The sequence below is a fragment of the Streptomyces sp. NPDC045899 genome (assembly GCF_056431485.1).
Window position 1 is genome coordinate 18,926 of sequence record NZ_JBWKKP010000002.1, and the last position, 13,611, is coordinate 32,536.

At 73.8% G+C, this 13,611-nt stretch carries 14 protein-coding genes; 5 read left to right on the plus strand and 9 right to left on the minus strand.

Going from position 1 to position 13,611, the window contains the following annotated elements; genetic code table 11:
* Positions 1 to 61: 61 nt before the first annotated feature.
* From def to AC07FT_RS02620, 8 genes are all read right to left on the minus strand, one after another.
* Positions 62 to 691, minus strand: coding sequence for a peptide deformylase (gene def / locus AC07FT_RS02585; protein ID WP_479173415.1), 630 nt, complete (start codon positions 689 to 691; stop codon positions 62 to 64).
* 74 nt (positions 692 to 765) lie between these two features.
* Positions 766 to 1,752, minus strand: a complete 987-nt coding sequence (locus AC07FT_RS02590; protein ID WP_201871384.1) for a tetratricopeptide repeat protein — start codon at positions 1,750 to 1,752, stop codon at positions 766 to 768.
* 218 nt (positions 1,753 to 1,970) lie between these two features.
* A complete protein-coding gene (locus AC07FT_RS02595; protein ID WP_479173947.1) occupies positions 1,971 to 3,329 on the minus strand; it encodes an HD-GYP domain-containing protein in 1,359 nt (452 codons plus the stop codon).
* Positions 3,330 to 3,790: 461 nt separating this feature from the next.
* Entirely contained in the window at positions 3,791 to 5,185 is a 1,395-nt protein-coding gene (locus AC07FT_RS02600; RefSeq protein WP_479173417.1) for an HD-GYP domain-containing protein, read from the minus strand.
* Positions 5,186 to 5,380: 195 nt separating this feature from the next.
* A complete protein-coding gene (gene rsrA / locus AC07FT_RS02605; protein WP_471193875.1) occupies positions 5,381 to 5,710 on the minus strand; it encodes a mycothiol system anti-sigma-R factor in 330 nt (109 codons plus the stop codon).
* A complete protein-coding gene (locus AC07FT_RS02610; RefSeq protein WP_479173419.1) occupies positions 5,707 to 6,396 on the minus strand; it encodes a sigma-70 family RNA polymerase sigma factor in 690 nt (229 codons plus the stop codon). Before AC07FT_RS02610 ends, rsrA begins: the two co-directional genes overlap by 4 nt.
* 277 nt (positions 6,397 to 6,673) lie before the next feature.
* Positions 6,674 to 7,321 (minus strand): alpha/beta hydrolase family protein, encoded by a 648-nt coding sequence (locus tag AC07FT_RS02615; RefSeq protein ID WP_479173421.1) that lies wholly within the window; start codon positions 7,319 to 7,321, stop codon positions 6,674 to 6,676.
* Positions 7,322 to 7,364: 43 nt separating this feature from the next.
* Entirely contained in the window at positions 7,365 to 8,213 is an 849-nt protein-coding gene (locus AC07FT_RS02620) for an SOS response-associated peptidase (RefSeq protein WP_479173423.1), read from the minus strand.
* A gap of 110 nt (positions 8,214 to 8,323) precedes the next feature.
* Between AC07FT_RS02620 and AC07FT_RS02625 the strand changes: the two genes are divergently transcribed.
* From AC07FT_RS02625 to AC07FT_RS02640, 4 genes are all read left to right on the plus strand, one after another.
* Positions 8,324 to 9,037: a M50 family metallopeptidase gene (locus AC07FT_RS02625; protein ID WP_471193881.1), complete on the plus strand. Its 714-nt coding sequence runs from the start codon at positions 8,324 to 8,326 to the stop codon at positions 9,035 to 9,037.
* A gap of 116 nt (positions 9,038 to 9,153) precedes the next feature.
* Positions 9,154 to 10,506 carry a 3-phosphoshikimate 1-carboxyvinyltransferase gene (gene aroA, locus AC07FT_RS02630; RefSeq protein ID WP_479173425.1) on the plus strand — a complete coding sequence of 451 codons (1,353 nt, stop codon included), beginning with the start codon at positions 9,154 to 9,156 and terminating at the stop codon, positions 10,504 to 10,506.
* Between the two features lie 12 nt (positions 10,507 to 10,518).
* Positions 10,519 to 11,526, plus strand: coding sequence for a ribosome small subunit-dependent GTPase A (gene rsgA / locus AC07FT_RS02635; RefSeq protein ID WP_479173427.1), 1,008 nt, complete (start codon positions 10,519 to 10,521; stop codon positions 11,524 to 11,526).
* A 106-nt stretch (positions 11,527 to 11,632) separates the two neighbouring features.
* The gene (locus AC07FT_RS02640; RefSeq protein WP_471193887.1) at positions 11,633 to 11,956 is read left to right on the plus strand and encodes a DMT family transporter; all 324 of its coding nucleotides are present in this window, start codon (positions 11,633 to 11,635) and stop codon (positions 11,954 to 11,956) included.
* On the opposite strand, the gene AC07FT_RS02645 is transcribed toward AC07FT_RS02640, so the two are convergent.
* Positions 11,901 to 12,584, minus strand: a complete 684-nt coding sequence (locus AC07FT_RS02645) for a TetR/AcrR family transcriptional regulator (RefSeq protein WP_479173429.1) — start codon at positions 12,582 to 12,584, stop codon at positions 11,901 to 11,903. The two genes, AC07FT_RS02640 and AC07FT_RS02645, sit on opposite strands and share 56 nt — an antisense overlap.
* Positions 12,585 to 12,719: 135 nt before the next feature.
* Between AC07FT_RS02645 and hisN the strand changes: the two genes are divergently transcribed.
* On the plus strand, positions 12,720 to 13,514 hold the full coding sequence (gene hisN / locus AC07FT_RS02650) for a histidinol-phosphatase (protein WP_479173431.1): 795 nt from the start codon (positions 12,720 to 12,722) through the stop codon (positions 13,512 to 13,514).
* The last annotated feature ends 97 nt before the right edge of the window (positions 13,515 to 13,611 follow it).

A 13,611-nucleotide genomic window follows, 5' to 3' on the forward strand; every position in this document is an offset into this window, starting at 1 on the left:
ACGCACCACGGGCCGGAACCCTCGGGGGGTTCCGGCCCGTGGTGCGTCGGTGGGGGCGCGCTCAGTCGTTGGGCACGGTCTCGTAGCGCGGGGTGCCCTCGGCCATCTGCCGCAGCACGTCCTTGCGGTCGCGCTTGGAGAGCCGGTCGATGTAGAGGCGACCGTAGAGGTGGTCGGTCTCGTGCTGGAGGCAGCGGGCGAAGTAGCCGGTGCCGCGCACCGCGATCGGCTTGCCCTCGGCGTCCTGGCCGCGGACCACGGCGACGTCCGGGCGGGGCAGCTCGGCGTAGGCGGAGGGGACGGACAGGCAGCCCTCGTTGGAGTCGTCCAGCACCCGGCTCCCGGCGGGCAGCTCGTCCAGCACCGGGTTGCAGACCGCGCCGACGTGCCGGACGCCCTCGTCGTCCATGCAGTCGTAGACGAAGACCTTCAGGTCCACGCCGATCTGGTTGGCGGCCAGGCCCACACCCTCCGCCGCCCGCTGGCTGGCGAACATGTCGTCCACGAGCCGCGCCAGGTCGTCACCGAACTCGGTGACCTCCTGGCACTCGCGGTGCAGCACCGGATTGCCGACGACGGTGATCGGGCGGGCGGTGCCGCGCTCGCGGTAGGCCCGCTCGCGCTCCTCGCAGTTCTCCGTATCCACGATGAACTCGCCGTCCACCTGCTGTTCAGTCCCTTGCTGCGACATCGTCCGCCGTACGCCTTCCTTCAACCCTGATGCGTCGCCCTACAGAGTACGGCCCGCCCGGAGTGACAAGGGCGTCAGCAGACCTCTTCCAGATCCCGCCACTCACGGGTGTCCGGGCTGTCGGCGACCCAGCCGTCCAGCAGCCCCCGCACCAGCCCGCTCGGCGCGGCGATCCCGCATTCGCGCTCGGCGACCCACAGCGAGCCCGAGCCCGCCGTGCGGTGCCCCAGCGGCCCGGGGTGGCCCGGCTCACTGTGGTCGTGCGGGTCCAGGTGCTCGCCCTCGCCCTCGTCGCTGGGCATCCGGCTCTCCGAACAGGAACGGCACAGCAGCCGCACCGAGGACGACCAGTCCTCGGCGGCGAAGCCCGCGTCCGCGGCGAGCCGCTCCAGGGCGTCCCGGTCGGCCTCGGTGGCCGCCTCCAGCAGCACCACCCAGGTGGGCACCGGGGACGGCGCCCACAGCTCGATCTCGTCGAAGACGGGGTAGGCCGGGCCCGCGGAGGTCACCCGTTCACCGTGGGGCACGCCGTCGTGCAGCACCACCTCGCCCCAGCGCCGCCCGGAGGACGGCAGCGGGATGGACAGCACCTCGATCCGGGCCGGGTCCAGCCTGCGGCCCCAGACCACCTCGGCCTCGCCCTCGGGCGACAGCCGCACCGCCGCGCTGCCCAGCTCCATGCCCAGCGGCTCACCGGACGCGGACGCCTCACCGGGCACCTTGAGCCCGTACGCCTGCCAGGCACGGCGGGCCAGCGGCCAGTCCTGGAGGGCGGTGGCGGCGATGCCCACGTTCCACCAGTCGGGAGCGCCGGTCTCCCGGTCCAGCAGCGCGACCGCGCGCAGCCCGGCGGCGCGGGCCTGCTCCCAGTCGTGCCGGAACTTGTGCAGCAGGGCCAGGTTGAACCAGGACTCCGACAGCCACGGCTCCAGGTCGGCGGCGCGGGTCAGCAGCGCCCCCGCGTCCTCGTACCGGCCGTCGCCGATGAGCGTGAACGCACGGTCCGTGGCCTGCCGCCATGAGGCGGACGGCCGGTGCCGTACCTTGCCGAAGATCTTCACGATTCCCGCCTGCCGGTATCGAAGTAGTCCCGAACCAGATGCCTTCGCGGACGGCGTCGCCCTCCCTGGGGGACAACCTGCCACACATTCGCGGACATCTCAGCCCGGCCCCTCTCGCTTCGGCCGGGACACGATGCCCACCACACCTCCTTGCCACCGGCCATCGGCCCGACACCCCTCTCCTCGCATCCAACCATGCCTCTTGGGACACCCGCTTATTACCCGCGGGTTCTCAGCGGGGACCGGCCCGGCACCGGGCGGGACAGCACCGTGGCGAGCGCCTCGACCACCGCCGGGTCGAAGTCACGGGCCGTGGCCAGCCGCAGCCGCTCCAGGGCGTGCAGCGGGGCCGCTCCCGCGGTGCCCGCCGGGCCGTCCGTCCCTGCCGCCGTCCCTGCCGCAGGGACGGTCGCCAGCTCGGTGTACGCGTTCACCGCGCGCACGATACGCGCGGTGAGCGGCTGGACCCGGTACGGGTCGGCCTGCCGCTCGACGATCACCGCCACCTCGGCGGGTACCCCGGTCTGGCGTACCACAGCACCTCCCAGCAGGGCGATTCTGCGCTGTTCCGCCCCCGGCAGCGGCTCGGTGGCCCCGGCGGGGACCGGGTCCACCAGGGAGAGCTGCCCGATGTCGTGCATCAGCGCCGCGTACTCCAGCACGGTCAGCGCCGGTTCGGAGAGTCCCAGCTCACGGCCGACGGCCCGGCTGAGTCCGGCGACCGTACGGGCGTGGCCCGCGGGGGTGTACCCGGCTATCTCGGTGGAACGGGCCAGCGAGGCGATGGTCTGCCGGTAGGTGGCCCGTATGCCCGCGTAACGGCGGAAGGCGTACTGGATCAGCAGCAGCGGCACCGACAGCACCGGAAGCGCCCACAGCCCGGCGACGGCGACCCCCAGGGCCATCACCACCCCGGTCGCGCAGATCGCCGACCCGACCCCGGGCAGCGCCCACAGCTCGTCGCGGAGCAGCGGGACGTACGGCCAGCCGGTGCGGGCGCGGGCCAGCGCGGCGGCCAGCACGGCGTCGCACAGCGCGGTCAGGGCCAGCAGCGCGAGCAAATAGCCCACCGTGGCCGCCCCCTGGCCGAACCAGGAGGTCAACCGGCCGGTGTGGTGCAGCGGTTGGAAACAGGTGGCGGCGAACGCCACGGTGAGCACCCGGCGGGCGGTGTGCCCGGGGTCGGCCGGGCAGCCCAGCGCCAGCCGCGGCACCATGCCCGCCAGGGAGGCGGCCACGACGACGGTGACGACCTGGAGGACCCCGTGGGTGGTGGGCTGCCCGTCGAGGTGTCCCAGCAGGGCATAGCCGAGGGCGCCCGCGGCGGCCACGGGAGCGGGCTCTCCACGCTGTTCGTGCTCCCCGCTCGCGCGCGGGAGCGCGGGCGGGACATCGGCGCACCGGATGGCCTCCCCGACGGCGATGAGCACCCCGAAGGCGAGCGCAGCCTCCGGTTCGCGCACCCCGTGCCACTCGGTCCAGCCGAGCGCGACGACGGCGAGCGCCCCGGCGGCGCCGTACACCGCGGCCACGGTGAACGCCCCGGTCCGGCGCTCACCCTCGGCCGCGCCCCGGATCCCGCCCCGCCGCGACCGGCCCACCGCCCGGACGTGCCGCCCGGCGAGCCGTTCGAGGGGGTCGGTGAACCGCCGCGCGACCGTCCGGCCCGTGCGGGAGCCCGGCGGACCCGCGCCGGCGGTGGCGTCGGTGGAACCGGCGGTATCGGCGGGGCCCGCCGGTCCGGGCACCCCGCGGGCCCCGGTCGGCGCGGTGGTCTCCCGTGTCCCGGACCGTCGCGCCGGCCCCCGGGCCGGGGGCCGCCCCGGCCGTCCGTCCGGCCCCGGCGTACCCGGGGTGCCGGACCCGGGGTCCGCGGAGGGCTCGGACGGGTCCGTCGGCCCCTCATCGGTGGAGGGGAGGTCCGGATGGGACGGTCGTGCACCCGGCGGACGCGCGCGGTGCGCCCGACCGCGCGCGATGTGCCCGGCGGCGCTCTCGTCGCGGGCACGGCGCTCGTCGGCGGGATCGCGCCCGGCGGTCACGGCGCACCGTCCGTGGTGTCCGGGCGGGCCGGGGCGGACGGGCCGCGGGTCGCCGCGACGGCGGGCTCGGGCAGGGCCCGCGACGGGTCTGCCGGAGCGTTTCCGCGCTCCTCACCAGCGGCGTCCGCCGTGACGGCGGCGTGCCAGCCGTGCCGGTCCAGGGCGCGGGAGAGGGCCCGCACCATCCGGGGGTCGAAATGCGAACCCGCGCACCGCTTGAGCTCCTCGACCGCGGTGGCCACCGGCCGCCCCCGCCGGTACGTACGCGTGGAGGTCATCGCGTCGAAGGCGTCGGCCACCGCGACCACCCGGGCGAACTCCGGGATCTGCGTTCCGGCCAGCCCGTACGGATAGCCGGTGCCGTCCAGCCGTTCATGGTGGTGCAGGATGGCCGCGCGCGCCTCGCCCAGGAAGCCGATGCCGCGGACCATCTCATGGCCGTACTCGGGGTGCAGCTCGATGATCCGGCGCTCCTCGGGTGTCAGCGGCCCGTTCTTGCGCAGGATCCTGGTGGGCACGCCCAGCTTGCCCACGTCATGGAGGATGCCCGCGATCCGCAGCGCCTCCAGCCGGTCACCGCGCATGCCCAGTTCGCGGGCGATCATCGCGGAGGCGCGGCCGACGCGTTCGCTGTGCCCCCGGGTGTAGCGGTCCTTGATGTCGACGGCCTGGACGAGGGCGCGGATGGTCGCCTGGTGGGCGCCGCGCTCCCGGTGGTACAGGGCGAAGACGCAGGCGGAGACGTACATCGGCAGCAGCACCAGCAGCGCCGCGGGCGGTCCGTAGGGGCTGTGCCAGAGCACGGCCATGGCCAGCCCCGCCGGGCCGTGCACCAGGTGCGGGACGAGCGAGCCGAGGACCCGGCCGCGCCAGGCGGCGCGCGGGGAGTGCCGCTCGGCGCTGACCAGCACCCCGCACTCCAGGACGATCACGGCCAGGCAGAGCACCAGCGCGGCGGCGGTCGCGGCGGCCAGGGCGGACGGGAAGCCGGGTGCGCCGGGCGCTGGAACGGCGCCGAGCGCCGCCCGTCCGCCCAGCGCGCCGAACGTCCGTGCGGCGGCCCAGACGGCCACGGCCAGCTGCGCCGCGTGCCAGATCCGGCGCACCCCGGCCGGACGCCGTTCGACCGGCGCGAGCAGCGCGCCCGGGACGGCGACGAGGGTGGCCGCGGCGGGCGGCAGCAGAAAAGCCCCGGCCAGAAGCACGGGGCTGTACCACTCCGGCCACGGGGCACGGGTGCCACGGGCTCCCGCCGCGTAGACCGCGGCGAGGAGGACGACGGTGGCCCAGGGGACGGCGGCCTGGGGCCGGAGCACGGGGGCGGCGCACACCGCGGCGGTGAACAGGGCGCACAGAACGTAGACGCGCGCCCCGAGAGGAAGTGCCCGCACGGCGCCCTCCTCCCGGTCCAGGGTCCGCCCTGCGCCCCTCACGGGCGGGGCGGGTCAGATTCGGGAGGATAGAGCCGCGAGCGGCGGTGACGACCGGGCGAGCCGCCCGATTGCACACCTTCGGGTGATGATCGGACCACCGTGGCACCCCGTGGCGGTCACGCTCCGCCGCGGATCACTCCGGGGCGGTGCGGATCACTCCTGGGCGGTGCTGGGGGCGTTCTCCGGCGCGGGGGCCTCCGCGGTGATCTCCCGCTCGGGGACCGCCTGGCCGGACCGGATCAGCTCGATCCGGCCCATCACCTTCGACCGGAGGTCGCTGGGCACGTCGTCATGACCGCAGCACCGCTTGACCAGCTTCTTCACGGCCTTCTCCAGACCGTACTTCTCCAGGCACGGGGAGCACTCGTCGAAATGCACCTCGAACTTGGCGCAGTCGCCGTCCGGCATCTCGTGATCGAGGAACTCGTAGAGATGGTCGAGGACCTCGGAGCAATCCGTCTCGTGCGGCTCTCCGCAGCTCATGAGCCCGCGCCTTTCCGATCGTGCGACTCGTCCGCCGCGGCGGACGCGCCCGCCGGGACCAGACCGCGCCCACGCGCGTAGTCCTCCAGCAGTTCACGCAGCTGACGGCGCCCCCGGTGCAAGCGGGACATCACCGTACCGATGGGTGTCCCCATGATGTCGGCGATCTCCTTGTACGCAAACCCCTCGACATCCGCGAGGTACACCGCGATACGGAACTCCTCGGGGATGGCCTGAAGGGCCTCCTTGACATCCGAATCCGGCAGGTGGTCGAGGGCCTGGGACTCGGCCGAACGCAGCCCTGTCGACATATGCGACTCGGCGCGCGCGAGCTGCCAGTCCTCGATCTCCTCGGCCGCGCTGCGCTGCGGTTCACGCTGCTTCTTGCGGTACGAGTTGATGAAGGTGTTGGTGAGGATGCGGTACAACCACGCCTTGAGGTTGGTGCCCTCACGGAACTGGTGGAAGGAGCCGTACGCCTTCGCGTACGTCTCCTGTACGAGGTCCTCGGCATCGGCCGGATTGCGCGTCATGCGCAACGCGGCGGAGTACATCTGGTCGAGGAAGGTGAGCGCATCCCGCTCGAAGCGCGCATTGCGCTCGGCGGTGGTCTCCTGCGGCCGCTCGGCCGGCTCTCCCTCGTTGACGCCGTCGGTCCCTGCGTCGGTCCCAGTGACCTGACCCACCTCCTCCAGCTTCGGGGCGGGGCCGGATGCGGACCCGCTCGAATCGGAGAATAGACGACCTTCCGGTCCGCCCGCCGCTCCGATCTTCGCGGTCTGCGCCGCGTCCGCTTGCGTCCACTCCAGGTCAGCGGCGTGCGGGCGGGCCGGGCAAGCAAGCGAACCCATGCGGGGAACTCCCTTTCCTCGTGCGGTGCCATCGCGCGGTGAATACCGATGTCCCGTGCAACACCGGACCCGCCCCCGGCATTCCCGTAAGGCGTCGAGGGACCCGGCCCGGTCAGCCCAGAGCCCGGGGCAGCCAGGCGGTGACCGCCTCGGTGATCACCGCGAGGGTGTCCGCCTCACCGATGCCGGCCGACTTCGGCACCGCGAAGCCGTGGTCGCCGTGGGGTACCTCGACCAGTTCGCTCCCGGCGGGCAGCCGGGGGAACTCCTCAGGGCGGCCGAAGGGGTCCCGGCCGCCCTGGACCACCAGTGTGGGCACCCCGGCCCTCAGCAGTTCCTCCGCACGGGACTTCTCCGGCCTGCCCGGTGGGTGCAGCGGGAAGGAGAGTGCCAGCACGGCGGCCGCGCCCAGCTCACGGGCGGTCCGGCAGGCCACCCGGGCGCCCGCGCTGCGGCCGCCCGCGACCACCGGGAGCCCGGCCTTCTCCAGCGCGGGCCACAGGGCGCGCCATCCGGTGTCGAGCGTCTTCGGCGCGGGCGCGACCTTCTTCCCGGCCACCCGCCAGGGCTGCTCCACCAGCGCGACGCTCACCCCGTGCGCGGGCAGCCCGGCGGCCAGGGCACGCAGGTCCCGCGCCTCGATCCCGCCGCCCGCGCCATGGCTCACGGCCAGCACGGCACGGGCGCCAGGGGCGGGATGCCAGGTGATACGGGCATCGCCGACCGGGGTCGGCACGGTTTCGGTCGTCTTCGTACTCACCCGGCCATCCTGCCGTGCCACAGGGCGCACAGCGCGGAAGGCGTCAGAAGAGCGTGGCCTCCTCCGGCGCCTCCAGCTCCGTCACCAGCTCCGGGCCGTTGTTGCGGACATCACTGACCCCGGTCCCGACCGGGTACGCGCGCAGCAGACCCGCGGGCGGCGGGGCCAGCAGCGGACGCAGATCGTCCGGGTCGGTACGGGCCGGATCGAGCCACTCCGCCCAGCGGTCCTCGGTGAGCACCAGCGGCATCCGGGGGTGGATATCGGCCAGCGAACGCGGTCCGCCGCCCTCGTCCGCCGATGCCCCGGCGGCCGCCGCGCCGGACACCTCGGCGAACGGCTCCGGCTCCGCCTCCGTGGTGATCACCGTGCAGGTCACCCACCACGCCCGGGGGTGCTCGTCCGGCAGCGTCCGGTCCCGCCAGAACTCGTACAGCCCGGCCATCGCCATCACCGAACCGTCCACCGGGGTCACGAAGTACGGCTGCTTGCGCGGCCGCTTGCGCTTCCCCTTCTCCTCCAGCTGCCGCTCCCCGGACCCGGTCACCCACTCGTAATAGCCGTCGGCGGGCAGTATGCAGCGGCGCGAGGCGAACGGCCGCCGGTACGAGGGCTTCTCGTGCACCGTCTCCGCCCGGGCGTTGATCATCTTCACACCGCCCTCGGGCGACTTCGCCCAGGACGGCACCAGCCCCCACTTCAGCGCCCTGAGCTGGCGGACCGGACGCGGCTCCGCGGCGTCTTTCAACGGGCGTTCGAGCACCGCGTACACGCCCTTGGTGGGCGCGACGTTCCAGTCGGGCGCCAGGGTCTCCTCCGGCTCCCACTTCTCCACTCCGAAGGCCCCGGCGAGATCCTCCGGCTTCCGGCTCGCTGCGTATCGACCGCACATAGGTGCCACACTGCCACGACGCCCGCGCCCGGTGGCCACCGAGCCGGGAATCGAGCCCGACGGCCCGCCAGGGGCCGACCGCAACGCCAGCCGCGAGGAGCCGCCCGCCCATGGACGTCACGAACGCCGCCGAGCTGTGGGACCGCGTCGTCGGAACCCAGCCGGACCCCACCAGCTGGCTGGTCGCCTCCACCGGGCTCGTCGCGCTGGCCGTGGTGGTCTACCGGACGACCTGGCGGATATCCCGCAATGCCATCACCATCGCCCACGAGGGCGGCCATGGGCTGGTCGCGCTGCTCAGCGGGCGGCGGCTGGACGGCATACGCCTGCACTCCGACACCTCGGGGCTGACCGTCTCGCGCGGCAAGCCGACCGGCCTCGGCATGATCCTCACCGCGGCCGCCGGGTACACCGCGCCCTCGCTGCTGGGCCTGGCCGGTGCCTGGCTGCTGGCCTCGAACCACATCACCGCCCTGCTGTGGGGGACCACGGCGCTGCTCGCCGCGATGCTGGTGATGATCCGCAACGCCTACGGCGTGCTCACCGTCGTCCTCACCGGCGCCGCCTTCTTCCTGGTCTCCTGGCTGACCGGACCGGACGTCCAGGCGGCGTTCGCCTACGCGGTGGTGTGGTTCCTGCTGCTGGGCGGTGTCCGCCCGCCCTTCGAGCTCCAGCGCAAGCGCCGGCTCGGCGGCGCGTACGACTCCGACCCCGACCAACTGGCCCGGCTCACCGGCATTCCGGCCGGTGCCTGGCTGCTGCTGTTCCACGTCGTCTCGCTGTGCTCACTGCTCGCGGGCGGTCGCTGGCTGCTGGGGATGTGAGCCGTACGAACCCCCGGCACACCCCGTGCGCCAGGAAGGGTGGCTCTGTGTTTCGACTGGGTTTCGCCACTTTTGATCAAGAATGGCATTCTCGGCGAACCACTAAAGTGAGAGCCATGACCGGCATTGAGACATCCCCGGGCTCGCACCCCGCCCTCTGGCCCGCTCCGACCGCCGACGGAGCGGTCGACGCGACCGTCACCGTGCCCGGATCGAAGTCGGTTACCAACCGCGGTCTGATCCTGGCCGCGCTCGCCGCCGAACCCGGCTGGCTGCGCCGTCCGCTCCGCTCCCGCGACACCCTGCTGATGGCCGAGGCGCTGCGGGCGATGGGCGTGGGCATCGAGGAGGGCGTGGGCCCCGACGGCGGCGGCGAGGTCTGGCGGATCATCCCGGCCGGACTGCATGGCCCGGCCACCGTGGACGTCGGCAACGCGGGCACCGTGATGCGCTTCCTGCCGCCGGTCGCCGCCCTCGCCGACGGACCGGTCCGGTTCGACGGCGACCCGCGCTCGCACGAGCGTCCGCTGCACGGGGTGATCGACGCGCTGCGCGCGCTCGGCGCCCGGATCGACGACGACGGCCGCGGCGCGCTGCCGATGACCGTGCACGGCGGCGGGGCGCTGGACGGCGGCCCGGTGCGGATCGACGCCTCGTCCTCGTCCCAGTTCGTCAGCGCGCTGCTGCTGTCCGCGCCGCGCTTCAACCAGGGGGTCGAGGTGCGCCACGTCGGCGCCGCGCTGCCCTCCCTGCCGCACATCCGGATGACCGTGGACATGCTGCGCGCCGCGGGCGCCCGGGTGGACACCCCCGAGGCCGGCGGTGAGCGGGGCGTCTGGCGGGTGGCGCCGAGCGCGCTGCTCGGCCGTGACCTGGTCGTCGAGCCCGATCTTTCCAACGCGGCGCCGTTCCTGGCCGCCGCCCTGGTCACCGGCGGCCGGGTGACCGTCCCCGACTGGCCCGAGCACACCACCCAGCCCGGGGACGAGCTGCGCCGGATCTTCACCGAGATGGGCGGTTCCTGTGAGCTGACCGAGAGCGGTCTGACCTTCACCGGCACCGGCCGGATCACCGGTATCGACGCCGATCTGCACGAGGTGGGCGAGCTCACCCCGGTGATCGCGGCGGTCGCGGCGCTCGCCGACTCCCCGTCGGTGCTGCGCGGCATCGGCCACCTGCGGATGCACGAGACCGACCGGCTGGCCGCCCTCGCCAAGGAGATCAACGGCCTCGGCGGCGAGGTCACCGAGACCGAGGACAGTCTGCGGATCTCCCCGGCACCGCTGCGCGGCGGGATCTTCCACACCTACGAGGACCACCGGCTGGCCACCGCCGCCGCGGTCATCGGCCTGGCCGTCGAGGGCGTCCAGGTCGAGAACGTGGCGACCACCGCCAAGACCCTGCCCGACTTCCCCGGCCTGTGGACCGGCATGCTCGACGCGACGACACCCTCGGCGCGGAGAGCCTGAGAGCCTGCCGCCATGCGCCGCTACGGCAAGCACACCGACGAGGACGACGTACGGGTCCGTCCCAACCGCAAGGGCAACCGCCCGCGCACCAGCATCCGCCCCAAACACGAGGACGCCACCGGGGGATTCGTCCTGACGGTGGACCGCGGACGGCTCACCGTCCTGGTCGAGGACCGCACCATCATCGCCATGAAGGCCCGTGAACTGGGCCGCAAGGGCGTCGTGGTCGGCGACCGGGTCGCGGTCGTCGGCGACCTCTCCGGCGACAAGGACACCCTGGCCCGGATCGTCCGGGTCGAGGAACGGTCCTCGGTACTGCGCCGGACCGCCGATGACGACGACCCGTTCGAACGGGTGGTGGTCGCCAACGCCGACCAGCTGGCGATCGTCACCGCGCTCGCCGACCCCGAGCCCCGGCCGCGGCTGATCGACCGCTGTCTGGTGGCGGCCTTCGACGCGGGTCTGGAGCCCCTGCTCGTCCTGACCAAGTCCGATCTGGCCCCGGCCGACACCCTGCTGGAGACGTACCAGTCCCTCGGTGTGCCCTACGCCGTCACCAACCGGGACGAACTCGCCGACGGACAGGCCGCGGAGCGGGTGCGCGAGCGGCTCGCCGACCGGGTCACCGTCTTCGTCGGCCACTCGGGAGTGGGGAAGACCACCCTGGTCAACGCGCTGGTCCCGGACCGCAAACGGGCTACCGGCCGGGTGAACGCGGTCACCGGACGGGGCCGTCACACCACCACCTCCGCCCTCGCCCTCCCCCTCCCGGACGACAAGGGATGGGTGATCGACACACCGGGCGTGCGCTCCTTCGGACTGCACCATGTGGACCCGGCGCGGGTCATCCACGCCTTCCCGGACCTGGAGCCGGGCACCGAGGGCTGTCCGCGCGCGTGCAGCCACGACGAGCCGGACTGCGCGCTGGACCGGTGGGTGACCGACGGCCACGCCGACCCGGCCCGCCTCTACTCGCTGCGGCGGCTGCTCGCCACCCGGGAGCGGCGCGAGGGGGACTGATCCGGGCGCCCGGCCACGTTTGCCGCCCACTACGGGAGGTAAATGGATAATCGCATCAAGGCACCCTCCGGCGAACGCGGCCGTCAGCGATACGGGAGGAATCTGTATGGCGTGGCTGCTGGTCGTGGTCGCCGGAATCCTCGAGACCGGGTTCGCCGTCTGTCTGAAGCTCTCGCACGGCTTCACCCGCATCTGGCCCACCATCGCCTTCGCCGCCTTCGCGCTGGGCAGCTTCGGACTGCTGACCCTGTCGCTGAAGAAGCTGGACGTGGGCCCGGCGTACGCGGTGTGGACGGGGATCGGGGCGGCCGGCACCGCCATCTACGGCATGGTCTTCCTCGGCGACCTGGTCTCCACCTTGAAGATCATCTCCATCAGTCTGGTGATCGTCGGGGTGATGGGGCTCCAGCTCTCCGGCTCGGGGCACTGAACGGTGGGGCGGCCAGCGCGCCGCGCACCACCGTCGCCACGTCCGCCGCCGGGGCGGGGGCGACCACATAGGCCAGCGCCAGCCGCGCGGCCGTATCGCAGGCGCGGGCCAGTTCCCCCGGCCCGGCCCGTGGCCACTGCCCGGCCAGCAGCCGCACCGACCGCTCCCGGACCTGGCCCAGCAGTTCGACCGGGGTGGGCAGCGGCGCCAGGCCCTCCGCCCGCTCCGCGGCCCGGGGGCGCAGCGAGCGCGCGGCCCGCGGTGGTGGTGGGCCGGTCCCCGCGGGCGCGGGCAACCGCTCCCCCCAGCAGCCCGTGAGCACCGCCCGCACCAGCGGGTTCTCGGTCGCGGTCCGGACCGTCCAGACGGCGGCCGCGGCCAGCCGCTCACCGGGGTCGGTGGGGCCGGGCGGCTGGGTGAGCACCCGCTCCACCCCGCTGAGGTACGCGTCCGCCTCGCGCCGCACCAGGGCGCGGGCCAGACCGTCCTTGCCGCCGAACTCGTTGTAGAGGGTCTGCCGCGAGACCCCGGCGGCCGACGCGACGTCGACCATCCGGACCCCCGCCCACGAGCCTCCCGCGAGCGCGGTGAAGGCCGCGTCCAACAAGGATTCGCGCGCTGCGGGCACCGCCACCTCCCCGGCCGGGTGCGGACAGAATTGACGGAGCGCCAGACACTGTCAAGGCATCCGCGCGCTCCGGCACGCCGGGCCCCGGCCGCGCTCATGTGGCTTCGGTTCATCCCGGCTCGATACTGTTCGGCCATGCCCGACTACCACGATGACCTGCGTCTGGCCCAAGTCCTCGCGGACGCCGCCGACGCCACGACCATGGAGCGGTTCAAGGCCCTGGATCTCAAGGTCGAGACCAAACCCGATATGACCCCGGTGAGCGAGGCCGACAAGGCGGCCGAGGAGCTGATCCGCGGCCAGCTGCAGCGCGCCCGGCCGCGCGACGCGGTACTCGGCGAGGAGTTCGGCAGCGAGGGCAGCGGACCGCGCCGCTGGGTCATCGACCCGATCGACGGCACCAAGAACTACGTTCGCGGGGTTCCGGTCTGGGCCACCCTGATCGCGCTGATGGAGCGCGGCGAGGGCGGCGACCGGCCGGTGGTCGGGGTGGTCTCCGCGCCGGCGCTGGGCCGCCGCTGGTGGGCGGCGGAGGGGCTCGGCGCGTACACCGGGCGGAGCCTGTCGTCCGCCTCCCGGCTGCGGGTCTCCGGGGTGACCCGGCTCGCCGACGCCTCGTTCGCGTACTCCTCGCTCAACGGCTGGGAGGAGCGGGGGAAGCTGGACCGCTTCCTGGAGCTGAGCCGGGCCTGCTGGCGCACCCGCGGCTACGGCGACTTCTGGCCGTACATGATGGTCGCCGAGGGCTCGGTGGACATCTGCGCCGAGCCGGAGCTGTCGCTGTGGGACATGGCGGCGAACGCGGTGATCGTCCAGGAGGCGGGCGGCCACTTCACCGGACTGGACGGGGTGCCGGGGCCGAACAGCGGTGACGCGGCGGCGTCCAACGGACTGCTCCACGGTCCGCTGCTGGATCACCTCCGGTCCTGAGTCCCGGGGGTCCTGAGTCCCGGGGTGCCCGCGGGGCGCCTTGGGGCGTCCGGAGGCGTCCGGGCCCGCTCGGAGGATCCACCGGCGCGGAGGAGCC

Bases quoted from the DNA above. Each gene is read 5' to 3' on its own strand.
- AC07FT_RS02620 (WP_479173423.1), bottom strand. From the start codon at position 8,213: ATGTGCGGTCGATACGCAGCGAGCCGGAAGCCGGAGGATCTCGCCGGG.
- rsgA (WP_479173427.1), top strand. From the start codon at position 10,519: ATGCGCCGCTACGGCAAGCACACCGACGAGGACGACGTACGGGTCCGT.
- AC07FT_RS02640 (WP_471193887.1), top strand. From the start codon at position 11,633: ATGGCGTGGCTGCTGGTCGTGGTCGCCGGAATCCTCGAGACCGGGTTC.
- def (WP_479173415.1), bottom strand. From the start codon at position 691: ATGTCGCAGCAAGGGACTGAACAGCAGGTGGACGGCGAGTTCATCGTG.
- hisN (WP_479173431.1), top strand. From the start codon at position 12,720: ATGCCCGACTACCACGATGACCTGCGTCTGGCCCAAGTCCTCGCGGAC.
- AC07FT_RS02625 (WP_471193881.1), top strand. From the start codon at position 8,324: ATGGACGTCACGAACGCCGCCGAGCTGTGGGACCGCGTCGTCGGAACC.
- aroA (WP_479173425.1), top strand. From the start codon at position 9,154: ATGACCGGCATTGAGACATCCCCGGGCTCGCACCCCGCCCTCTGGCCC.
- rsrA (WP_471193875.1), bottom strand. From the start codon at position 5,710: ATGAGCTGCGGAGAGCCGCACGAGACGGATTGCTCCGAGGTCCTCGAC.